Origin of the sequence: Kitasatospora sp. NPDC094016 (assembly GCF_040304045.1) — a bacterium.
In the GTDB taxonomy this organism is placed as follows: domain Bacteria; phylum Actinomycetota; class Actinomycetes; order Streptomycetales; family Streptomycetaceae; genus Kitasatospora.
This window is the reverse complement of sequence record NZ_JBEOUK010000017.1, coordinates 56148-77548: the sequence shown is the minus strand read 5'-3', so window position 1 is coordinate 77548 and position 21401 is coordinate 56148. Positions and strand designations below refer to the sequence as shown.

Here is a 21401-nt window from a genome sequence, read left to right as displayed (position 1 = left end):
CTGGCGGGCCTTGCTGCACCACGGGTCCCACGGGGCCCACGCATGCCCGGAAAAAGGGCACAGAACACAACAAACCGTGCGCAAGCAGGCGAGGTCTCCGCCTGCCCGCACACCGGAAGAACGAACCAGCGGTGCCCGGACTTTTCAGGGCACTTCGGGCGTTTGCCCAGGAGGAGGAAGAAGTGACAGACACCACGAGCGGTTCCGCACGCGGGTCGAAGTCCGACAAGACCACGGCCAAGGGCGGCGGCAAGGCCCCCAAGGGCGGTCTGCCGATCGGGCGCATCTACACCACTCCTGGCGTGCACCCCTACGACGAGGTCCGCTGGGAGCGCCGCGACGTCGTCATGACCAACTGGCGTGACGGGTCCATCAACTTCGAGCAGCGCGGCGTCGAGTTCCCCGAGTTCTGGTCGGTCAACGCCGTCAACATCGTCACGTCCAAGTACTTCCGCGGCGCCGTCGGCACTCCCCAGCGCGAGTGGAGCCTCAAGCAGATCATCGACCGCGTGGTGCTCACCTACCGCGCCGCCGGCGAGAAGCACGGCTACTTCGCCACCAAGGACGACGCCGAGATCTTCGAGCACGAGCTGACGCACGCCCTCCTCCACCAGGTGTTCAGCTTCAACTCGCCGGTCTGGTTCAACGTCGGCACCAAGCAGCCCCAGCAGGTCAGCGCCTGCTTCATCCTGTCCGTCGACGACTCCATGGAGTCGATCCTCGACTGGTACAAGGAAGAGGGCATGATCTTCAAGGGCGGCTCCGGCGCCGGCCTCAACCTCTCCCGCATCCGCTCCTCGAAGGAACTGCTGTCCTCCGGCGGCAACGCCTCCGGCCCGGTCTCCTTCATGCGCGGCGCCGACGCCTCCGCCGGCACCATCAAGTCCGGTGGTGCCACCCGCCGCGCGGCCAAGATGGTCGTGCTCGACGTCGACCACCCCGACGTCGAGGCCTTCATCGAGACCAAGGTGAAGGAGGAGGAGAAGATCCGCGCCCTGCGCGACGCCGGCTTCGACATGGACCTCGGCGGCGACGACATCACCTCCGTCCAGTACCAGAACGCCAACAACTCCGTCCGCGTCTCCGACGAATTCATGACCGCCGTCGAGAACGGCACCGAATTCGGCCTGCGCGCCCGGATGACCGGCGAGGTCATCGAGACCGTCGACGCCAAGAAGCTGTTCCGCAAGATGGCCGAGGCCGCCTGGGCCTGCGCCGACCCGGGGATCCAGTACGACTCCACCATCAACCACTGGCACACCTGCCCGGAGTCCGGCCGCATCAACGCGTCCAACCCCTGCTCCGAGTACATGCACCTGGACAACTCCAGCTGCAACCTCGCCTCGCTGAACCTGATGAAGTTCCTGCGCGACGACGACTCGTTCGACGCGGAGACCTTCGCCAAGGTCGTCGAGCTGGTCATCACCGCGATGGACATCTCCATCTGCTTCGCCGACTTCCCCACCGAGAAGATCGGCGAGACCACCCGCGCCTACCGCCAGCTCGGCATCGGCTACGCCAACCTCGGCGCCCTGCTGATGGCCACCGGCCACGCCTACGACAGCGAGGGCGGCCGCGCCCTGGCCGGCGCCATCACCTCGCTGATGACCGGCACCGCCTACCGCCGCGGCGCCGAACTCGCCGGCGTCGTCGGCCCGTACGACGGCTACGCCCGCAACGCCGCCCCGCACCAGCTGGTCATGAAGCAGCACGCGGACGCCTCGCTCGCCGCCGTCTCGCTCGACGACCTGGACGCCCCGGTCTGGGCCGTGGCCAACGACACCTGGCAGGACGTCCTGCGGATCGGCGCGCAGAACGGCTTCCGCAACGCCCAGGCCTCGGTGCTCGCCCCCACCGGCACCATCGGCCTGATGATGGACTGCGACACCACCGGCGTCGAGCCGGACCTGGCGCTCGTCAAGTTCAAGAAGCTCGTCGGCGGCGGCTCGATGCAGATCGTCAACGGCACCGTCCCGCGCGCCCTCAAGCGCCTCGGCTACCAGGACGAGCAGATCGAGGCGGTCGTCGCCCACATCGCCGAGCACGGCAACGTGGTGGACGCCCCGGGCCTCAAGGCCGAGCACTACGAGGTCTTCGACTGCGCGATGGGCGAGCGGGTCATCTCGGCCATGGGCCACGTCCGGATGATGGCCGCGATCCAGCCCTGGATCTCCGGCGCGATCTCCAAGACCGTGAACATGCCCGAGTCCGCCACCGTCGAGGAGATCGAGGAGATCTACTTCGAGGCGTGGAAGATGGGCGTCAAGGCGCTCGCCATCTACCGCGACAACTGCAAGGTCGGCCAGCCGCTTTCGGCGAAGAAGAAGGACTCCGAGCCCAAGCTCGCCCCGGCCACCGCGACCTCCCCGGCCGCCGCGGTCGAGAAGGTCGTCGAGTACCGCCCGGTCCGCAAGCGCCTGCCCAAGGGCCGCCCGGGCATCACCACCTCCTTCACGGTCGGTGGCGCCGAGGGCTACATGACCGCCAACTCCTACCCGGACGACGGCCTCGGCGAGGTCTTCCTCAAGATGTCCAAGCAGGGCTCGACCCTCGCGGGCATGATGGACGCCTTCTCCATCGCCGTCTCGGTCGGCCTGCAGTACGGCGTGCCGCTGGAGACCTACGTCTCGAAGTTCACCAACATGCGCTTCGAGCCGGCCGGTCTGACCGACGACCCGGACGTGCGGATGGCGCAGTCGATCGTCGACTACATCTTCCGCCGCCTGGCGCTCGACTTCCTGCCGTTCGAGACCCGGTCGGCGCTCGGCATCCACTCCGTCGAGGAGCGCCAGCGCCACCTGGACACGGGCTCCTACGAGCCGCTGGAGGCCGAGGAGCTCGACACCGAGTCGCTCGCCCAGTCCGCCCCGGTGGTCGCCGCCCCGGCCCCCGCCGTGGAGGCGCCCAAGGCCCCCAAGGCCTCCCCGGCGCAGGCCCACAACTCCACGGAGCTGATCGAGATCCAGCTCGGCCTCAACGCCGACGCCCCGCTCTGCTTCTCCTGCGGCACCAAGATGCGCCGCGCCGGCAGCTGCTACCTCTGCGAGGGCTGCGGCTCCACCAGCGGCTGCAGCTGACCGCCGCTACTGACCCCGCGCGGGTGAGCCACCGCTGAGGCGGGGCGAGGACTTCACGTCCTCGCCCCGCCTCTTCTCGTTGTCCGGGCACTTCGCGGGTGTCGATGTCACGGATGGGGGCGGTGGGCGGTCGGTAGGGGTGACGGTGTTCGGCGGGAGGAGTGGTGTGGTGATGGGGACGGTGCTGGTGACCGGGGCGACGGGGGTTCTGGGGCGGGAGGTGGTGCGGCTGCTGGTCGCGCGCGGGGTGGCGGTGCGGGGGTTGAGCCGGCGGGTGCGGAGCGGGGGCGAGGGGGTCGAGTGGGTGGTCGGGGACCTGGTGACCGGGGAGGGGATCGCCGGGGCGGTGGCGGGGGCCGAGGCGGTGGTGGACTGCGCGACCACGGTGGGACGCAAGGACGTGGCCGCGGTCCGGACGCTGGTGGCGGAGGCCGGGAGGGCGGGGGTGCGGCACCTGCTGTACGTGTCGATCGTCGGGGTCGACCGGGTGCCGATCCCGTACTACCGGGCGAAGCTCGCCTGTGAGCGGGTGGTGCGGGAGTCGGGGCTCGGGTGGACGGTGCTGCGGGCGACGCAGTTCCACGACCTGCTGCTGAGGATCTTCGACGTGTCGGCGCGGCTGCCGGTGTTCCCGGTGCCGGGCGGGGCGCGGGTCCAGCCGGTGGACGTGCGGGAGGTGGCCGCGCGGGTGGCGGAGCTGGTGGGGGAGGGGCCGGCCGGGTACGCGCCGGAGGTGGGCGGGCCGCGGGTGCGGCCGTACCGGGAGCTGGCCGAGGCGTACCTGCGGGCGTCGGGTCGGCGACGGGTGCTGCTGCCGGTGCGGGTGCCGGGGGCTTCGGGGCGGGCGCTGCGGGCGGGCGGGAACCTCGCGCCGGAGCGGGCGGTGGGCCGGGGGAGCTTCGAGGAGGTGCTGGCGGAGCGGTTCGGCGACCGCTGATGTCAACCAGGGTTGACGGCGCCGCAACTGTCAACCATAGTTGACAGCATGAGTGAGAGCGGAGAACTCGCGGCCGCGGCGAGCAGCCGTGACCCCGCGGTCGGGCTCCGGGCGGTCCGCGCGCTGCGCGACCTGGCGGACCGCCTGGAAGGCCTACAGGTGGGCAACGCCCGGTCGCAGGGCTGGTCCTGGCAGGACATCGCGGTTTGCCTCGGGGTCACCAGGCAGGCGGTGCACAAGAAGTACGCCCGGCGCGGGCCCGGCAAGGACCAGGACGGAGGCTGAACGATGTTCGAGCGTTTCACCGAGCCGGCACGGCAGGTGGTGGCCGGGGCCCAGCAGGAGGCCGGGGAACTGCGGCACGGCCATATCGGGACGGAGCACCTGCTGCTGGCGATCCTGGCCCGGTCGGACGACCCGGCCGCCGGCGTCCTGATCGGGCTGGGCCTGGACCACGGGGCCGCCCGGCGGGCAGTGGTCCGACTGCTCGGGCCGGGGGACGACGCACAGGCGCTGGCCTCGATCGGGGTGGACCTGGACGCCGTCCGGACCGCGGTCGAATCGGCCTTCGGCGAGGGCGCGCTGGACGCGCCGGCCGAGGAGGAACCGAAGCGGCGGGGCTGGTTCAGGCTGGAGTCGAGGGCGGGCCGCAACCCGTTCAGTGCCCGGGCGAAGAAGGCGCTGGAGCTGTCGCTGCGCGAATCGCTGCGGCTGAAGTCCGGCCAGATCGCGGTCGGGCACCTGCTGCTGGGGGTCCTTCGGGAGGGGGAAGGCTTCGGCGCCCGGGTGATCGTCGATCACGGGCTGGATCCGCAGGCCGTCCGGCGGGCCGTCGAGGAGGTGCTGGCGTGAACCGGCGGGTCCGGCGGTGCGTCGGTTGCGTCGCTGATCGGTGTGGATGACGCAATGCGGCCCCGTCCGGGTTTCCGGGCGGGGTCGTCGTGCCGCCGGGCGGAGGGCGGAGGGCGGGCGGAGGTCTCGGTCGGGGTGTCGACGGATGAAGGTCGACGTGGACCTTGGCGGCGGCTGGCGGCTGCGTTAACGTCATCGGATCGGTTCGTCCGTCGCCCGCTCGCGATCTCTGCAGGCCCGTCTCCGGTACAGCGCGATGTCGTTCAGCCCACCGTCGGCAGCACGCCCTGGCGAGGAGGACCGCATTGACCCTCAACCCGACCGCGCCGTCCAGGAGTTCCGGTCACCGCGGTTCCGGCCGCCGCTTGGCCGTCGTACCCGCCCTGCTCGCGGCGCTGGCCCTGACCGCGGCCTGTTCCAACAGCTCCGGCGGTTCGGGCGGCGGGGATGACGCGGCGGCCCCGTCGCTGTCCGGCGACTGCGCCAAGTACCAGCCGTACGCCGGGCATTCGGGCACCACGGTGACGATGTTCGCCTCGATCCTCAGCCCGGAGTCGGACAACCTGGAGAAGTCCTGGGCCGAGTTCGCCAAGTGCACCGGCATCAAGATCAGTTACGAGGGCTCGAACGACTTCGAGTCCCAGCTGCCGGTCCGGGTGGCCGGCGGCAACGCCCCGGACTTCGCGATCATCCCGCAGCCGGGCCTGCTGGCGCAGATGGTGAAGAGCGGCAAGGTGGTGAAGCCGCCCGCCCAGACGGTCACCAACGAGGACCGGTGGAGTCCGATCTGGAAGACCTACGGCTCGGTCAACGGCACCTTCTACGCGGCGCCGATGAGCGCCAACATGAAGTCGCTGGTCTGGTACTCGCCGAAGGCCTTCAAGGCGGGCGGCTTCGAGGTGCCGAAGACCTGGGCGGACCTGATGGCGCTCAGCGACCGGATCGCCAAGTCCGGTGGCGCCAAGCCCTGGTGCGGCGGCATCGCCTCGGGCACGGCCACCGGCTGGCCGGCCACCGACTGGCTGGAGGAGGTGGTGCTCGGCACGTACGGCGGTGACGTGTACGACCAGTGGGTCGGCCACCAGGTGAAGTTCTCCGACGAGAAGATCACCACGGCGATGAAGACCGTCGCCGGCTGGATGCAGAACCCGGCCTGGGTCAACGGCGGTTACGGCGACGTCAAGTCGATCGCCACCACCACCTTCCAGGACGCGGGCGCGCCGATCCTCACCGGCAAGTGCGCCATGCTCCAGCAGGCGTCGTTCTACGAGGCGCAGTGGCCCAAGGGCACCACGGTCGGCCCGGACGGCGACGTGTTCGCCTTCCACCTGCCCGCGGTGAACCCGGCGATCCCCAACCCGGTCGAGGGCGGCGGCGAGTTCCTGGCCGCCTTCTCCGGCCGGCCCGAGGTGCAGGCGGTGCAGAACTACCTGTCCAGCTCGGACTGGGCGAGCAGCCGGGTGAAGACCGCGACGGGCTGGGTCTCGGCCAACCAGGGCGTGGACAAGAGCCTGTACACCGACCCGATCGACCGGCTGTCGGCGGACGCGCTGACCGACCCGGCGGCGACCTTCCGCTTCGACGGCTCCGACCTGATGCCGGCCGCCATCGGTTCCGGGCAGGAGTGGAAGTCGCTGACCGCCTGGTTCGCCGAGGGGCAGTCGATCCAGAAGACCGCCGCCGACATCGACGCCGCCTGGCCTCAGTAGCCGCACGCCCGCAGTGGGCGCACGCCCGCAGCAGGCGCCCGGCCGTGGTGGGCGTCGGGCCGGACTCGGGCCGGGCCCGGCAGGGCGCCGTTCAGGACCACCTGTCGAGGGCGGTGCGGGGCCACCCACCCGCACCGCCCGCCCCTTCCCACCAGAACAGGAGGGACGCACCGTCATGTCCGTACCCGGGACCCCTTCACCGGTCACCGCGCTCGCCACCGGCTCCTGGGGTGACGCGGTGGTCAAGTTCGGCAACAGCCTCGGCGCCGTCGCGGGCTTCCTCGGCATCCTGCTGCTGGTCTTCTTCGCGGCGGGCCGGGCCCGGGGCCGGCTCTCCCGCCCGCTGTCGGTGGTGGTGTTCCTCGGCCCGGCCGCGGTGCTGCTGCTGGTGGGCCTGGTCGTGCCGCTGATCCGCACGGTCTATCTGAGCCTGCAGAACGCCGACGGCAGCGGGTTCGTCGGCGGCGAGAACTTCGGCTGGGCGTTCACCACCGACTCGGTGCAGAAGGTGCTGGTCAACACGCTGCTCTGGCTCGTGGTCGCGCCGTTGGCGGCGACCGGCCTGGGCCTGGTGCTGGCGCTGCTGGTGGACCGGATGCGCGGTCAGGCGGTGTACAAGTCGCTGATCTTCATGCCGATGGCGATCTCGCTGGTCGGCGCCTCGATCATCTTCAAGTTCGTCTACGAGTCGCGCGGACCGGGCCAGTCGCAGATCGGCCTGCTGAGCCAACTCGCCATCGCGGTGGGCTGGGACGACCCGCCGAACTGGATGCTCTCGCAGCCGCTGAACACCTTCCTGCTGATGGCGGTGATGGTCTGGGTGCAGACGGGCTTCGCGCTGGTGGTGCTGTCGGCGGCGATCAAGGCGATCCCCGACGAGGTCACCGAGGCGGCCCGGCTGGACGGCGCGCAGGGGGTGCGGCTGTTCTGGTACGTCACGGTGCCGATGATCCGCACCACGGTGGTGGTGGTGCTGACCACCATCATGATCATCACGCTGAAGGCCTTCGACATCGTCCGCACCATGACCGGCGGCAACTTCGGCACCCAGGTGCTGGCCAACGAGATGTACTCGCAGTCCTTCGTGCAGTTCGACACCGGGCGGGGCAGTGCCCTCGCGGTGATCCTCTTCCTCGCCGTGCTGCCGTTGGTGGCCTACAACATCGTCCAGCTGCGGAAGGAGCGTGGGGTCCGATGAGCGCACCGCACGACAGGCCGGCCCGCGCGATGAGCGCGCCGCACGGAAGCCCGGTCCGGAAGGCCTTCAGCAGCCCGCTGGCCTCGGTCTTCGTGATCGCGGTGACCGTCCTGTGGACGATCCCGACGGTGGGCCTGCTGGTGACCTCGCTGCGCCCCAAGCAGGACGTGACGGCGAACGGCTGGTGGAACGCCTTCCTCCACCCGGACCTGGGCCTGGGCAACTACCACACGGTGCTGTTCGAGGGCGGCTCCGGCGTCTCCACCGGGCTGATGCCGTTCCTGGTGAACTCGCTGGCGATCAGCGTCCCGGCCACCCTGTTCCCGCTGGTGCTGGCGGCGATGGCGGCGTACGGGCTGGCCTGGGTGCGGTTCCGGGGGAGCGACACGGTGTTCTTCGGGGTGTTCGCGCTCCAGGTGGTGCCGATCCAGATGGCGCTGATCCCGCTGCTGCGGCTCTTCTCCGGCGGCGCGCACCTGGGTTCGCTCACGCTGATCCCGGCGGTGGACCTGAAGGGCAGCTACGCGCCGGTGTGGCTGGCGCACACCATGTTCGCGCTGCCGCTGGCGGTGTTCCTGCTGCACAACTTCATCGCCCAGTTGCCGCGGGACCTGATGGAGGCGGCGGTGGTGGACGGGGCCTCGCACTTCAAGATCTTCCGTTCGATCGTGCTGCCGCTGTGCACCCCGGCGCTGGCCTCGTTCGCGATCTTCCAGTTCCTGTGGGTCTGGAACGACCTGCTGGTCGCGCTGACCTTCGCGGGCGGTACGCCGGAGGTGGCGCCGATGACGGTCCGGCTGGCGCAGCTGTCCGGGTCCTTCGGCGGACGGTGGGAGCTGCTGACGGCCGGGGCGTTCCTGTCGATCATCGTCCCGCTGATCGTCTTCTTCAGCTTGCAGCGGTACTTCGTCCGGGGCCTGCTGGCGGGGTCGGTGAAGGGGTGACGGAGGGGTGGTGGAGGGGCTGCGGGAGCGGTGCGGGAGGGCTGCGGGAGCGGCGGCGGGGAGGCGGGCCGAATTTTCTGAACTTGTTCAGAACTGATTTTTGAACCTGTTCAGAATGCTCTACAGTCGGCTGCAGCCGCGGCGCCGAGCGCGCCCGACGACGGACTGCCCCAAGGGCGGCTTCCGCATGCCCGCCGACCATCGAGGGGGACTCATGTCCGGCCCGTCCACGCCCGCCCCGGCCGACCTGCCAACCGCGCCCGGACCCGCGACGCCTTGGGGGTCCGGCGTGTCCGCGCCGCCGCCGCACGGGTGGCTGCGCCCGAGTGACCCCGAGCGCAGGGCGGCCGCCACGCCCCGGGTCCTCCTCCTGGCGCTACTCACCGGCCTGCTGACGGCCTGGCTGCTGTTCGACGGCGTGGGCGTCAACCTGCTGATCTGCGCCGGGGCCACCGCTGCCGCGGCCGGTCTCGCCGCCCGGTCGGCGGGCCGCCGGATCCGGCCCTGGACGGTGGTGTGGAGCCTGCTCGCCGTCGCCCTGCTCGCCGTCCCGGCGCTCTGGGAGGCGGGCTGGCCGGTGACGCTGTCCATCGGGTGCGCGCTCGGCCTGGCCTCGCTCGCGCTGCACGGCGGCCGCCGCTGGGCGGGCGTCCTGCTCCCCCTGCCCGCCGTCCTCTGGCAGCTGCCGCCCGGCGCGCTCTGGCTGAGGGACGGGCTGCGCGGCCGGAGCTTGCCCCACCGGGGCCGGATCGTCCCGGTGCTCAAGGCGCTCGCGGTCGCCGCCGTCCTGCTGACCGTCTTCGGCCTGCTGTTCGCCGGTGCGGACGCCGCCATGGCGGACCTGCTGGGCAGCCTCAGCCCCAGCCTCGACCTCGGCGGGCTCCCGCTGCGCGCGGTGCTGTTCGTCCTGGGGGCGTTCACCGCCCTGGGCTTCGCCCACATCGCAGCCGGGCCCCGCCGCTGGGACCGTACGGTCGTCCGGCCGGGCCGGGCCCGCCGCCGACTGGAGTGGGCGCTGCCGCTGGTCGCGCTCAACCTGATGTTCGGCGCCTTCGCGGTGATCCAGGCACTGGTGGTGCTCGGTGGTGCCGACGCCGTCCTGCGCAACACCGGGATGAGCCGCTCCGAGTACGCCCGGCAGGGCTTCTGGCAGCTGAGCGCGATCACCGCGCTCACCCTGGTCGTGGTGGCGGTCGCCAAGCGCTGGGCCCCGCGCAGCACGCCCGCCGACCGCCGGGTGGCGCGGACCCTGCTCGGTGCGCTCTGCGTGCTCGCCCTGGTCGTGGTCGCCTCGGCGCTCGGCCGGATGTGGTTCTACGTCGACGCCTCCGGACTGACCAGGCTGCGGCTCTGGGTGCTGGTGGTCGAGGGCTGGCTCGGCATCGTCCTGCTGCTGCTGATCACCGCCGGGCTGACCCGCTCGGCGGGCTGGCTGCCCCGCGTCGTCGTCCTCAGCGGCATGCTCACGGCGGCGGTGTACGGGCTGATGGGCCCGGACGCGATCATCGCCGAGCAGAACGTCGCCCGCTTCGAGCGGACCTCCCGGATCGACCTGCGCAACGTCCGGGACCTCTCGCCGGACGCCGCCCCCGCCCTGGACCGGCTCCCCGCCGCCCAGCGGACCTGCGCGCTGCAGCTGATCCGCGCCGGACTGGAGAGCCACCCGGGGCAGCCCTGGTACGCGACCAGCGCCTCCGCCGCCCGGGCCCGGGAGATCCTGGCGCGACGGCCGCTGGTGGACCAGCTGGAGGAGGGGCGCACCTCCTGTGAGCGGGCCGGGATGAGGTACCAGGACCTCTGGCCCTGACGCCGGGCCTGACGCCTGCGTCCGTCTCGGGGGCCTTCGTTCGGGGCGGGGCCGGTGCGGAGCCGGTGCGAGGCCGGTACGAGGCCGGTGCGAGGCCGGGAAACGCGGCCGGGCCGGCCGGGAGCGTGCTGCTCCCGGCCGGCCCGGTGTGGTGTGCCCTGGTCGGGCTCAGTGCATCGCGACGCCGGAGGCCCCGCTCGGCAGGTCGCTGGCCTTGGCCTTGATCACGAAGACCGAGACCACCAGGGCCAGCCCGGCGAGCACGGCGCCCACGATGAAGCCGTGCGAAATCCCCTGGGTGAGGACCGAGTTGGCGGCGTCGGTGCCCTTCGGGAACTCGTGGTGCTGCTGGAGGTAGGCCAGCTGGTCCGGAGTGGCCGACTGGAGGAACTTCGGCTGCTGGAGCTTGCCCTCGGCGGTGGCGTAGTGCGCGAAGACCGTGGTCAGGATCGACAGTCCGAGCGAACCACCGATCTGCTGCATGGAGTTCAGCAGGCCGGATGCGGCGCCGGTCTCCTGACCGGGGACGCCCGCGACCGCGAGCAGCATCACCGGGACGAAGATCAGGCCCATGCCGAAGCCGAAGATGACCGTGGGGCCGAGCACCCCGTCCAGGTAGCCGCTGTCCTTGCTCATCTGGGTCAGCCAGGTGAGGCCGACGGTGACCAGCAGGGCGCCGCCCGCCATGAACGGCTTCGGGCCGTACTTGGCCTGGAGGCTGGAGGCGAGCTGCGCGGCGATGATGATCGACACGCTGATCGGGAGGAAGGAGACGCCGGCCTTCAGCGGGCTGTAGCCGAGCGGGCCCTGCACGAAGAGCGTGATGTAGAAGAAGATGCCGAACATGGCCGCGGCCAGGCAGAGCATCATCACCAGGCCGCCGGTGCGGTTACGGTTGGCGAGCAGGTGCAGCGGGGTGATCGGCTGGTCGGTGCGGTTCTCGATCACGACGAACGCGGCGAGCAGCAGCACACCGCCGGCGAAGGAACCGAGAGTGATGCTGTCCGACCAGCCGTCCGAGGCGGCCCGGATGAACCCGTAGACCAGGCCGACCAGGCCGAGCGTCGAGGTGAGTGCGCCCGGCAGGTCGAAGCGGCCCGCGTGGCGCTCGGACTCGGCGATGTAGCGCGGTGCGGCGAGCGCGATCAGCGCCGCGATCGGCACGTTGACGAAGAAGACCCAGCGCCAGTCCAGGTACTCGGTGAGCAGGCCGCCGGCCAGCAGGCCGATCGCGGCACCGGACCCGGCCACCGCCGAGAAGACGCCGAACGCCTTGTTGCGTTCCGGCCCTTCCTCGAAGTTGGTGGCGATCAGGGCGAATGCCGTCGGTGAGCAGATCGCGCCGCCGATGCCCTGGAGCGCGCGGGCGGCCAGCAGCATCCCGCCGTCCTGGGCGAAGCCGCCCAGCAGGGAGGCGAAGCCGAACAGCAGGGTTCCGAAGATGAACACCCTGCGGCGGCCGAGGATGTCGCCCGCGCGCCCGCCGAGCAGCAGCAGCCCGCCGAAGGTCAGCGTGTAGGCGTTGATGACCCACGACAGGTTGGTGGTCGAGAAGTTCAGCGCGTCCCTGATCTGCGGCAACGCGATGTTCACGATGGTGGCGTCGAGCACCACCATCAACTGCGTGGCCGCGATGACGGTCAGGGTGATGCCCTTGCCCCGGCCCTTACTGCTCTGTGGTGGTGAGTTCTTGGTGATCGTGTCGGAGATAGCCACGATTGTGCCCCCTGCTGGCTATGTGCCTGGCTGCGTGCTTCGTACGCTGCGGACCGACTGGTCCGGCGTGAGCCCACGGTCTGGCGCGGGCTAGGAAGGAACGGGATCGTTCACTAATGTGGACGATATCCTGGGCCTGATTGTGAACGCAAGCGTTCCCTAAGGATGGTGGCGATGGATCGGTTGGTGCGGCGCCTCACGGCGGACCGGGCGGCCGGGCGGGCGGGCGCCCGACCGCTTGAGGCGGCGGACGTGCCCCCGTCACCCCCAGCGCCACCGGGGGCGGCGCCCGAGCCGGCGGCTCACTGCCCGATGCGGGTCGCCCGCGCGGCCCTCGCGCGGCCGGTGCGGCGCCGGGGGAAGGAACTGGAGGACGCGATCTTCGCGGCCACGATCGACCAGCTCACCTCCGGCGGATACGCGCGGCTCACGATGGAAGGCGTCGCCGGCGCGGCGCGGACCGGGAAGGCCGCGCTCTACCGGCGCTGGGCATCCAAGGACGAACTGGTCATCGACGCCCTGGACGCCACTCTCCCACGCCCCTACGACACCCCCGACCTCGGGTCCGCGGATCTCGAATTGCGGCAGCTCATCGAGCTGTTCATGGGCGCGATGAACTCCCCGACGGGCGCCGCGATCCAGACGCTGATGGGCGAGATCGACCATGAACGGGCCGAGGTGTTCAAGGACTTCATCGGCCAGCGGGTGATCGAGCCGACCAAGGAGACCATCCTGGCGATCCTGCGCCGCGGCGCCGACCGGGGCGATGTCCGGCCTGGCGCGGCCACCGCGCTGGTCGCGGACGTCGTCCCGGCGATGCTGCTGTACCAGGTGAAGATCTGCGGCCGGGAGAACATGGGGCCGGACTTCGGGGCCCGGCTGCTGGACGAGGTGCTGTACCCGCTGATCCGCGCCTGAGAGCGGCTGCGGCTGCGGTTGCGGCTCCGCAGGCGGGGCTGCCGGCGGCCGGCCCGGACGGCTGAGTGGCGGGGCTTAGGCTGGATGCTGCCCGGCTGAACGGGCTGCCCCTCCGCCGAACGGAACTCGCGATGCCCATCGTCCCGCCGACGCACTCCGTCGAGCGCTCGCTCCGCCGGGCCGGCGCCAAGATCGTCGTCGGCCTGGACGAGGTCGGGCGCGGCGCCTGGGCCGGCCCGGTCACCGTGGGCGCGGCCGTCACCGGCCTGCGCAGGGCCCCGGAGGGGCTGACCGACTCCAAGCTGCTCACCGAACTGCGCCGCCGCGCGCTCGCCCCGCTCCTCGCCGACTGGGTCACCGCCTACGCGCTCGGCCATGCCTCGCCGCAGGAGTGCGACGAACTCGGCATGACGGCGGCGCTGCGGCTGGCCGCCGTCCGCGCGCTGGAGGCGCTGCCGGTCGAGCCCGACGCGGTGATCCTGGACGGCAAGCACGACTACCTGGGCGGCCCCTGGCGGGTGCGCACGGTGATCAAGGGCGACCAGTCCTGCATCTGCGTCTCCGCCGCCTCGGTGCTCGCCAAGGTCCACCGCGACGGGCTGATGGCCGAACTCGGCGAGGAATGCCCGGAATACGGCTTCGCGGACAACGCCGGCTACCCGTCCCCGGTGCACCGCGCCGCGCTGGAGGAGTTCGGACCCACCGGGCATCACCGGCTCTCCTGGGCATACCTGGACGCGCTGCCGAAGTGGCGGCACCTGAAGCGCGTCCGGGACGTCGCGGGTGCGGCCGAAGGCTCCGCCGACGAACAGTTGACGCTCGGTTTCTGACGGTCCGTCTGGAATTGCCTGGGTGGGGCGGTGGGTGTGCGGTGCCCAATGGGTGGGGTGCGCGTGCGTGTTCGAGCGGCATTTGATAGATATCCGGGTATGCCTGTCTTCCCCGAGGAGTCGGAGATTCACGAGAGCCTCCCGGGCCCCGGCGTTCCCTTCCCCCGCGAGTCGGACGCACAAGCCCTCCGCGCGCCTGCCAACGGCGGCGCTTCTTCCACCGCACCCACCACCGTCGCCGCCGCTCCGGTGCCCGGGCCCCGTCCGGCACCGCCGCGTCCGGCACCCCCGCGCGCCGACCGCTCCGGTCCGCCGCGCCTGATCCCCAAGCCCTCGCCGGCGCAGCGCCGTTCGGGCGGCGCCGAACCACAGGTCGAGATCCAGCGCGTCGCCGCCACCCCGGCGCAGGCGCTGGAACGCGCGGACGACGCGGTCGACCGGCTGCTGGACTCCGGCCGCAATCCGGGCGACATCCTGGTGCTGACGGTCGGCGAGGCGCACCCCTGGCAGCAGCACGAACTCTCCTTCGGTGAGGAGCGCTACTGGGCGCAGCTCGCCGAGGGCGGGGACGTGTTCTACGCGGACGTCGCGCTGACCCGCCCGGTGCGCCGGGAGGTGGTCGTCCTGGTGGTCAATGGCGGGACGGCCGCCCGGGCCGCCGAGGCCCACGCCAAGGCGCTCGGCCACACGACCGCGTTGCTCGTGGTCTGCGGCGACGCAGGCCCGGTCGTCACCGGGGCCGCCGGAACCACGCCCGGCCGTTCGATCGGCGCCTGACCACGACCGAGCCACCCCGGGCCCGGCGCCGCACGGTGCCGGGCCCGGGGTCCGTCGTACCCCGGTGGCGGCGAGAGCGTACGGTCCGGGGCGCGGGCCGGCCCGTGGGTGTCGGCGGGTTCAGCGGGTTCAGCGGGTGCCGGTGCGCCGGGCCGGCTGGACGGCGGCGACCCGCGCCGGGGGCCACGGGTGCTCGGACTGCCGGGCGTGCTGGGCCCGTTCGGCCGCCTGGTGCCGGGCGCGCTGGCCGCGCGGGGCGTCCAGCGCCGAGCGCGGTGGCAGTTCCGTGACGGTGTGCACCACCCCGTCCGCCCACGAGCCCGCGTGCGGATCGCGCCCGCTCCGGCCGTCCCCGAGGACGTGCCAGCCCGCCGGGGTGAGCCCGATGTACGAGCCGCAGCGCAGACCGTGCAGGCCGGCCGCGTCCCGCAGCGCCCACATCCAGGCGCCGTCCTGCTCGGTCCAGCCGGGCGCGCCCTCGCGGCAGCGCAACAGCACGGCCGTGCGGGTCGGTTCGGCCAGCCGCAGGTCGTGCGGGGTGATCTGGCGCAGGTGCGTGAGCAGGGCGTTGCGGTGCTGCCAGCCGTCGGTGTCGTGTGGCCAGGGCGTGAACGAGGCCGAGGCGGACACGTGGTGCAGCGCGTTGAGGACGGCGATCACGACCGTGCCCGGCTGGGGCAGGTGGCGCTGGTGCAGTTCCACGACGAACTCGCGCGGGTCGCGCAGCAACGGGATCCCCGAGGCGGTCCAGGTCTCCAGGTCCAGCAGCCGTCTGGGCGCCGAACTCCGGGCGAGGGGATGCTGACCTCGGCCGATACCGTTGATCACGATCCTCCTTCCTGACCCACTGGCACGCGGGTACGTGGGTACGCCGAAGGCCGGGTCCAGCGGACAGGGTTTCGGGTACGCGCCAATTCTCGCGGTATCCGGGGTGGAGCGGCAACGATGAAACGATGAACGCCACCCGAAAGCCCACGTTCCGCCGGATATGTTCCACCGCGCTCCGAGCGTCGTTCGGGCGGCGTCGGACCTTGATCCAGACCGTGTGCGGGGTCAGGTGAACCGCCATCGCCACGGTGACCACTCCTTTCCCCGCTCCGGCGTCCCGCGTGTTCGCGAGTGGGCTGCTTTCTCCCTTCGTTAGGCCATTCGAGTGATGGGTGGAATGGCGGCCCACTGCCGCCCGGTCACCCCTGCACGGCCAGCACCAGGGGCAACACCGCGCTCGCCCCGGCACGGCGCAGCAGCCTGGCGGCCACGGTGACCGTCCAGCCCGAGTCGACGAGGTCGTCCACCAGCAGCACCGGCCCGCCGGCCTCGGCCACCGCCTGCGCCACCTCCGGCGGCAGCGTCAGCGCGCCGGCCAGCGAGTGCAGTCGCTGGGCGCTGTTGCTGCGCGCGCCGTGCGGGGGCCGACCGTCGGCGTACTCGATCCGGCCGAGCAGCGGCAGCCGGCCGATCTCGGCGATCCGCGCACCGAGGCTGCCCACCAGCTGGGGGCGGGTCGAGGAGGCCATGGCCACCACGCCGACCGGCCGCTCCAGTCGGGCGCCGTCCGCCGTCGCGGGCCCGGCCCAGCCGCCGGGGCCGCGGGCCCAGTCGGCGAGCACCGCGACCAGGGCGTCCACGGCCTCGCCGGGGACCGGTACGTCCGGGGCCTGCTCGGCCAGCAGGGCGCGCAGCCGGTTGCCCCAGCCGATGTCGGACAGCCGGCCGAGCGCCCGCCCGTTCTCGGCCTGCTCGCCCGCCGGGATCCGGCCCTTGAGGGGCACGCCGAGGGAGTCCATCCCGGTGGGCCAGAGCCGGCGCGGCTCGAAGCTGATGCCCGGGCGGCCGAGGGCGGCCCGGGCCGCTTCCAGCGCCTCGGCGGAGACCTCGGCGGTGTGCAGCGGCCCCGCGCAGTTGTCGCACCGGCCGCACGGACGGGCCTGCTCGTCGTCCAGCTGGCGGCGCAGGAACTCCATCCGGCAGCCGGTGGTCGCCGCGTACTCGCGCATCGCCCGCTGCTCGGCCTCGCGGGAGGCCGCGACCTTGGCGTACCGGGCGGTGTCGTACGCCCAGCTCTGCCCGGTGGCCGTCCAGCCGCCCTTGACCCGGCGGACGGCGCCGTCCACGTCGAGCACCTTGAGCATGGTCTCCAGCCGGGTGCGGCGCAGGTCCACCCGGGGCTCCAGCGCGGCGGTGGACAGCGGGCGGCCGGCCTCGGCCAGCGCGTCGATGGTGCGGCGGACCTGCTCCTCCGGCGGGAAGGCCAGCGAGGCGAAGTAGCGCCAGATCGCCTCGTCCTCGCGCCCGGGCAGCAGCAGCACCTCGGCCCGGTCGACGCCGCGCCCGGCCCGGCCGACCTGCTGGTAGTAGGCGATCGGCGAGCTGGGCGAGCCGAGGTGCACGACGAAGCCCAGGTCGGGCTTGTCGAAGCCCATGCCCAGCGCGGAGGTGGCGACCAGCGCCTTGACCCGGTTGGCCAGCAGGTCGGCCTCGGCGGTGCGGCGCTCGGCGTCCTCGGTGCGGCCGGAGTAGGAGGCCACCGGGAAGCCCCGCTCGCGCAGGAAGGTCGTCACCTCCTCGGTGGCGGCCACCGTCAGGGTGTAGACGATGCCCGAGCCCGGCAGCCGGTCGAGGTGGTCGGCGAGCCAGGCCAGCCGGTGCGCCGGGTCGGGCAGGGGCAGCACGCCCAGGGTGAGGCTCTCCCGGTCGAGGGGCCCGCGCAGCACCAGGGCGTGCTCGTCGGTGCTGCCGGTGCCGAGTTGCTCGGCGACGTCCGCGGTGACCCGGGCGTTGGCGGTGGCGGTGGTGGCCAGCACCGGGACGCCGGGCGGGAGCTCGGCGAGCATTGTGCGCAGTCGGCGGTAGTCGGGGCGGAAGTCGTGGCCCCAGTCCGAGATGCAGTGGGCCTCGTCGACCACGAGCAGGCCGGTGGAGGCGGCGAGCTTGGGCAGCACCTGGTCGCGGAAGTCGGGGTTGTTCAGCCGCTCGGGGCTGACCAGCAGGACGTCGACCTTCCCGGCGGAGACCTCGGCCTGGATCTCGTCCCACTCGTCGGTGTTGGCCGAGTTGATGGTCCGGGCGTGGATGCCGGCCCGGGCCGCCGACTCGACCTGGTTGCGCATCAGGGCGAGCAGCGGGGAGACGATCACCGTCGGCCCGGCGCCCCGGGCCCGGAGCAGGGCGGTGGAGATGAAGTAGACCGCGGACTTCCCCCAGCCGGTGCGCTGCACGACCAGGGCGCGGCGGTGGTCGACCACGAGGGCCTCGATGGCCGTCCACTGGTCCTCGCGCAGGGCGGCACCTGGCCCGGCGAGCTCGCGCAGGACGGCCTCGGCCCGCGCCCGGACCTCGGCGCGGTCGGCGGTGGCGGTGGTGTGGTTCTCGGGCTGCTGCATGGCGTCCATGTAACCCCGAGCCGCTGACATGGGGCGAATGCCGGGGCTGCGGAGAGGTGGAGGCCGGATGTATTTCATCAGCTCCTCAGCTGAACGGCCGCCGACTAATCACCCGGAGGAGTGGGCGCGGCGTGCTCCGAATGAGGGAAGCGGAAAACGAGGGCGGAGTTATCCACAGGAAAAGAGAAAAATCCGGTGCGTCTCTCGGATTGCGTCACGCTTCCGGTCATGAACGCCGCTAACAACCGGAGCGTCATGAACAACGGGAGCGTCATGAACAACGAGCGCGTCACCCTGTCCCTCGGCCCGTCCTCCGGCCACCGGCCGGTCACCATGCGCGGCCCGGCCGACATGGCCGAACTGCTGCCCTACCTACTGGGGTTCTACCCGGACGACAGCATCGTCGCGGTCGGCCTCCAGGGCCCCGACCTGCACCAGGGCGGAGTGATCCGGGCGGACGTCCCGGAGTCGCCCGAACAGTGGCCGGCTGCGGCGGAGGAGACGGCCGCCCTGCTGGTCGCCCTCTCCGAGCGGCACGGCGAGCGGCCGGTCCAGGTGCTCCTCTACCTCTGCCAGGATCCGACCACGGCGCACGCCCCTCCGGTGGTGGACGGTCTGCGGCCGCTGGCGGGCGACCTCCGCACGGCCTTCGGGCGCAGGGGGGTGGCCGTCAAGGAGTCGCTCTGCGTCTCGGACGGCCACTGGTGGTCCTTCCTCTGCCGCCGCGCCGGGTGCTGCGATCCGGCGGGCAACCCGATCCGCCGTGCTCTCGGTCCGGGCCCGGCGGCCGCCGCTGCGGCGTTCGCCGGTCTCGCGCCGCGTGGCAGCCGGAAGGCGATCATCGGCGGGCTGGCCCCGATCGGCCCGCCGGGGGCGGACACCCAGCGTGCGGCGCTCGCCCGGGCCGAGGCGGCCGAGGCCGCCAACGGTGCTGACGGCTCCGGGGGCGCGGCCGTCCAGGAGCAGGGCGCCGACCTGCTCGACCAGGCCTTCGCCGAGTTCGCGGCCGGGGCCCGGGAGCTCGACGAGGAGCGGGCGGCCCGGCTGCTGGTCGCCCTGCGGGACCGCCTCACCCGGGATCGCGGAGTCGAGTACACCCGGCCCGCCGAGCTCGCGCCCGCCGAGCGGCTCTGGCGCTTCCTCGCCCGGCGCGCCGTGCCGCCCTACGAGGGCTGCGCGGTGGCCCCGCTCACCCTGCTGGCCTGGGCCTCCTGGGTGGCGGGGGACACCGCGACGGCCCGCGTCGTGCTGGGCCGCGTCCTCCGACTCGACCCGTCCTACCTGCTGGCCGAGCTGCTGTACGAGTCGTTGAACGACGGCATGACGCCCGACGCGCTGCTCGCGGCGGTCGAGGCGCAGCGTCGGCGGCGCGAGGCGGGCGGGCCCGTGCCGGCGCGCGGCGGCGAACCGGGTCCGGCGCCCACGGAGGGCCCGGGTGGCGACCAGGCGGGCCGCGGTGGGCCGTCGGGGCTGCCCGGGCCGGCAGGGGCCTCACGCCGCCGCCGGCCCGCCCGTCGGAAGGCCTCGAAGGCGGCTCAGGCCACGGCGGCGGCCGAGCGAGGCCCGGTCGGCCCCGACGAGCCGGCGCCGCGTCCGGACGGTCCGGGCCCGCTCGCCCTGCTGCCGGTGCCCGGGTGCGCTCCGGTGCCCCGGCAGCGGTCCGCCCGGGGTCTGCGGCTCGGTCGGGCGGCGGTGTCCCGGGCCGCCGCCGCACCGTCGGCCGCCGGGCGCCACCGGTGCCGGGGCATCCGGCGGGCGGCGAGGGGAGCCCACCATGCGCGCTGACCTCTCCGGGCGTCCTCCAGGGGCCGTCCGGAGCCTCGCCGCCCGGCCCGGGCGGGCTTCGCTAGGCCTCGCCGTGCGCCAGCTTGATCAGGCGGTCGAGCACCTTGCCGCCGCTCGCCCGAACGCCGTCGTGCTCCCACTCGTTGGTGATCCAGGTCCGCAGACCGCGTACCGCGCGGGCGGTCGCCAGCGAGTCGGCGGTGTCCACGTACATGTCGTCGTGGTAGACCGCCGCCACGACGGGGACGGTGTTGGCGGCCAGTCGTGCCGGGTCGTACAGGTCGGGCCAGTCGGTGCGGGCGGCCAGCAGGTCCGCGGTCTCCTTCAGCGGACGCAGCGCCGGGTCGGTGTCGAACATCCAGGGGTAGATCATCTCCCCGGTGAACAGCACCGGTGCGTCGGAGTCCAGCGCCGCCCGGGCGTCGAACTGCGGGAACTCCTTGCGGACCCGCTCGGCCGACCAGGCGGTGCCGCCCTGGTCCACCGAGCGCTGGCCGTAGATCGACTCGTGCAGCACGGCGTACAGGGGGCCCTCCGCGAAGGAGAGCTTGGCCTGGACACCGGCCAGGAAGGTGTCGGACAGCTCGGGGCCGGCCGCGCCGTCCACCCAGGCCTCCTCCAGCAGGTAGTGCAGGGTGCCGGAGCCGCTGCCGCCGCCGAGCATCAGCCCGAGGGCCTGGAACGCCTCGACGGTCAGCAGTCCGCCGTCGGGCAGCGTCGCGGGGGCGGCGGCGAGGTGCGCGGCGATCCGCCGTACCGCCTCGACGTCCTGCGGGAACCTGGCGTAGTGGTCCTCGTTCTTGTGGACCACCCGCGGGTAGGCGGCGCGGTAGACGTCGTCCGCCGAGCTGCCGAGGCCGGACAGGCCTCCGGTGATGAAGGCCTCGGCCAGGCCCTCGGGGGCGAAGGAGAGGTAGGTGAGGGTGCAGAAGCCGCCGAAGCTCTGGCCGAGCACGCTCCAGCGTCGGTCCGCGCCGAGCAGCTGGTGGCGGATCAGCTCGGCGTCCCGCACGATCGAGTCCGCGCGGAAGTGCGCCAGGTAGTCAGCCTGCTCCTGGGCACCGCCGCGCCGGGCGAGGGTCTGCCGGGTCGCGGGTGTGGAGCGACCGGTGCCGCGCTGGTCGAGCAGGAGCACTCGGTAGTCGTCGAGGGCGCGTTCCAGCCAGGCGTCGCGGCCGAGCGGGCGGGCGGCCTTGCCGCCGGGCCCGCCCTGGAGGAAGACCAGCCAGGGCAGGTCGGCCTGCTCGCGGCCGGCGGCCACCACCTCGCGGGCGTACACCTCGATCTGCTCGCCCTGCGGGTCGGCGTGGTCGAGAGGGGCCTGGAAGACGTGGTCGGTCGTAACAATCCCGGGCAGCCGGCTGACGGTGGACATGCAACTCCTCGGTCTCTGCTGGTCACAGCGGTCAGGTCGCGGCTCACGGGGTCACCGGGTGCGGGCGCCGCGACCCCCGCACCGTATCCTGAC

Annotated in this window: 16 protein-coding genes; 12 read left to right on the top strand and 4 right to left on the bottom strand. The window is 72.6% G+C overall.

All coding sequences use genetic code 11. The features are described 5' to 3' along the window. Window positions 1-182 precede the first annotated feature (182 nt). The 8 genes from ABT015_RS18290 (at window position 183) to ABT015_RS18255 (ending at window position 10524) form a co-directional block, all read left to right on the top strand. The gene (locus ABT015_RS18290) at window positions 183-3077 is read left to right on the top strand and encodes a vitamin B12-dependent ribonucleotide reductase (protein ID WP_350880143.1); all 2895 of its coding nucleotides are present in this window, start codon (window positions 183-185) and stop codon (window positions 3075-3077) included. 172 nt (window positions 3078-3249) lie between these two features. Then, a complete protein-coding gene (locus ABT015_RS18285) occupies window positions 3250-4014 on the top strand; it encodes an SDR family oxidoreductase (protein WP_350880141.1) in 765 nt (254 codons plus the stop codon). A gap of 48 nt (window positions 4015-4062) precedes the next feature. Beyond that, window positions 4063-4299: an RNA polymerase subunit sigma-70 gene (locus tag ABT015_RS18280; protein WP_350880139.1), complete on the top strand. Its 237-nt coding sequence runs from the start codon at window positions 4063-4065 to the stop codon at window positions 4297-4299. Window positions 4300-4302: 3 nt separating this feature from the next. Then, entirely contained in the window at window positions 4303-4866 is a 564-nt protein-coding gene (locus ABT015_RS18275) for a Clp protease N-terminal domain-containing protein (protein ID WP_350880137.1), read from the top strand. 305 nt (window positions 4867-5171) lie between these two features. Next, on the top strand, window positions 5172-6575 hold the full coding sequence (locus ABT015_RS18270; RefSeq protein WP_350880135.1) for an ABC transporter substrate-binding protein: 1404 nt from the start codon (window positions 5172-5174) through the stop codon (window positions 6573-6575). A 175-nt stretch (window positions 6576-6750) separates the two neighbouring features. After that, window positions 6751-7773 carry a carbohydrate ABC transporter permease gene (locus ABT015_RS18265; protein WP_350880133.1) on the top strand — a complete coding sequence of 341 codons (1023 nt, stop codon included), beginning with the start codon at window positions 6751-6753 and terminating at the stop codon, window positions 7771-7773. Beyond that, entirely contained in the window at window positions 7770-8717 is a 948-nt protein-coding gene (locus ABT015_RS18260) for a carbohydrate ABC transporter permease (RefSeq protein WP_350880131.1), read from the top strand. Before ABT015_RS18265 ends, ABT015_RS18260 begins: the two co-directional genes overlap by 4 nt. 289 nt (window positions 8718-9006) lie before the next feature. Continuing rightward, window positions 9007-10524 (top strand): DUF4153 domain-containing protein, encoded by a 1518-nt coding sequence (locus ABT015_RS18255; protein WP_350880129.1) that lies wholly within the window; start codon window positions 9007-9009, stop codon window positions 10522-10524. Window positions 10525-10692: 168 nt separating this feature from the next. Here the strand turns inward: ABT015_RS18255 and ABT015_RS18250 are convergent, their stop codons facing one another. Next, a complete protein-coding gene (locus ABT015_RS18250; RefSeq protein WP_402453264.1) occupies window positions 10693-12240 on the bottom strand; it encodes an MFS transporter in 1548 nt (515 codons plus the stop codon). A 312-nt stretch (window positions 12241-12552) separates the two neighbouring features. On the opposite strand from ABT015_RS18250, the gene ABT015_RS18245 reads away from it, so the two are divergent. The 3 genes from ABT015_RS18245 to ABT015_RS18235 all read left to right on the top strand — a co-directional run bounded on the left by ABT015_RS18245 (window position 12553) and on the right by ABT015_RS18235 (window position 14765). Further along, entirely contained in the window at window positions 12553-13158 is a 606-nt protein-coding gene (locus tag ABT015_RS18245) for a TetR/AcrR family transcriptional regulator (RefSeq protein ID WP_350880127.1), read from the top strand. A 131-nt stretch (window positions 13159-13289) separates the two neighbouring features. Then, window positions 13290-13988, top strand: a complete 699-nt coding sequence (gene rnhB, locus ABT015_RS18240) for a ribonuclease HII (protein ID WP_350880125.1) — start codon at window positions 13290-13292, stop codon at window positions 13986-13988. A gap of 99 nt (window positions 13989-14087) precedes the next feature. Continuing rightward, on the top strand, window positions 14088-14765 hold the full coding sequence (locus tag ABT015_RS18235) for a hypothetical protein (RefSeq protein ID WP_350880123.1): 678 nt from the start codon (window positions 14088-14090) through the stop codon (window positions 14763-14765). A gap of 129 nt (window positions 14766-14894) precedes the next feature. Here the strand turns inward: ABT015_RS18235 and ABT015_RS18230 are convergent, their stop codons facing one another. Together ABT015_RS18230 and ABT015_RS18225 are read right to left on the bottom strand one after the other, a co-directional pair. Next, window positions 14895-15533, bottom strand: coding sequence for a hypothetical protein (locus ABT015_RS18230; RefSeq protein WP_402453293.1), 639 nt, complete (start codon window positions 15531-15533; stop codon window positions 14895-14897). A 419-nt stretch (window positions 15534-15952) separates the two neighbouring features. Then, window positions 15953-18148, bottom strand: coding sequence for a RecQ family ATP-dependent DNA helicase (locus ABT015_RS18225; protein ID WP_350880119.1), 2196 nt, complete (start codon window positions 18146-18148; stop codon window positions 15953-15955). Between the two features lie 228 nt (window positions 18149-18376). On the opposite strand from ABT015_RS18225, the gene ABT015_RS18220 reads away from it, so the two are divergent. Further along, window positions 18377-19933 (top strand): DUF4192 domain-containing protein, encoded by a 1557-nt coding sequence (locus ABT015_RS18220; protein WP_350880117.1) that lies wholly within the window; start codon window positions 18377-18379, stop codon window positions 19931-19933. A 61-nt stretch (window positions 19934-19994) separates the two neighbouring features. Here ABT015_RS18220 and ABT015_RS18215 read toward each other — a convergent pair whose 3' ends face one another. Further along, on the bottom strand, window positions 19995-21308 hold the full coding sequence (locus ABT015_RS18215) for an alpha/beta fold hydrolase (protein ID WP_350880115.1): 1314 nt from the start codon (window positions 21306-21308) through the stop codon (window positions 19995-19997). Window positions 21309-21401: the final 93 nt, after the last annotated feature.

Bases quoted from the DNA above. Each gene is read 5' to 3' on its own strand.
- ABT015_RS18275 (WP_350880137.1), top strand. From the start codon at position 4,303: ATGTTCGAGCGTTTCACCGAGCCGGCACGGCAGGTGGTGGCCGGGGCC.
- ABT015_RS18260 (WP_350880131.1), top strand. From the start codon at position 7,770: ATGAGCGCACCGCACGACAGGCCGGCCCGCGCGATGAGCGCGCCGCAC.
- ABT015_RS18225 (WP_350880119.1), bottom strand. From the start codon at position 18,148: ATGCAGCAGCCCGAGAACCACACCACCGCCACCGCCGACCGCGCCGAG.
- ABT015_RS18245 (WP_350880127.1), top strand. From the start codon at position 12,553: ATGCGGGTCGCCCGCGCGGCCCTCGCGCGGCCGGTGCGGCGCCGGGGG.
- ABT015_RS18235 (WP_350880123.1), top strand. From the start codon at position 14,088: ATGCCTGTCTTCCCCGAGGAGTCGGAGATTCACGAGAGCCTCCCGGGC.
- ABT015_RS18285 (WP_350880141.1), top strand. From the start codon at position 3,250: ATGGGGACGGTGCTGGTGACCGGGGCGACGGGGGTTCTGGGGCGGGAG.
- ABT015_RS18280 (WP_350880139.1), top strand. From the start codon at position 4,063: ATGAGTGAGAGCGGAGAACTCGCGGCCGCGGCGAGCAGCCGTGACCCC.
- rnhB (WP_350880125.1), top strand. From the start codon at position 13,290: ATGCCCATCGTCCCGCCGACGCACTCCGTCGAGCGCTCGCTCCGCCGG.
- ABT015_RS18220 (WP_350880117.1), top strand. From the start codon at position 18,377: ATGAACGCCGCTAACAACCGGAGCGTCATGAACAACGGGAGCGTCATG.
- ABT015_RS18215 (WP_350880115.1), bottom strand. From the start codon at position 21,308: ATGTCCACCGTCAGCCGGCTGCCCGGGATTGTTACGACCGACCACGTC.
- ABT015_RS18265 (WP_350880133.1), top strand. From the start codon at position 6,751: ATGTCCGTACCCGGGACCCCTTCACCGGTCACCGCGCTCGCCACCGGC.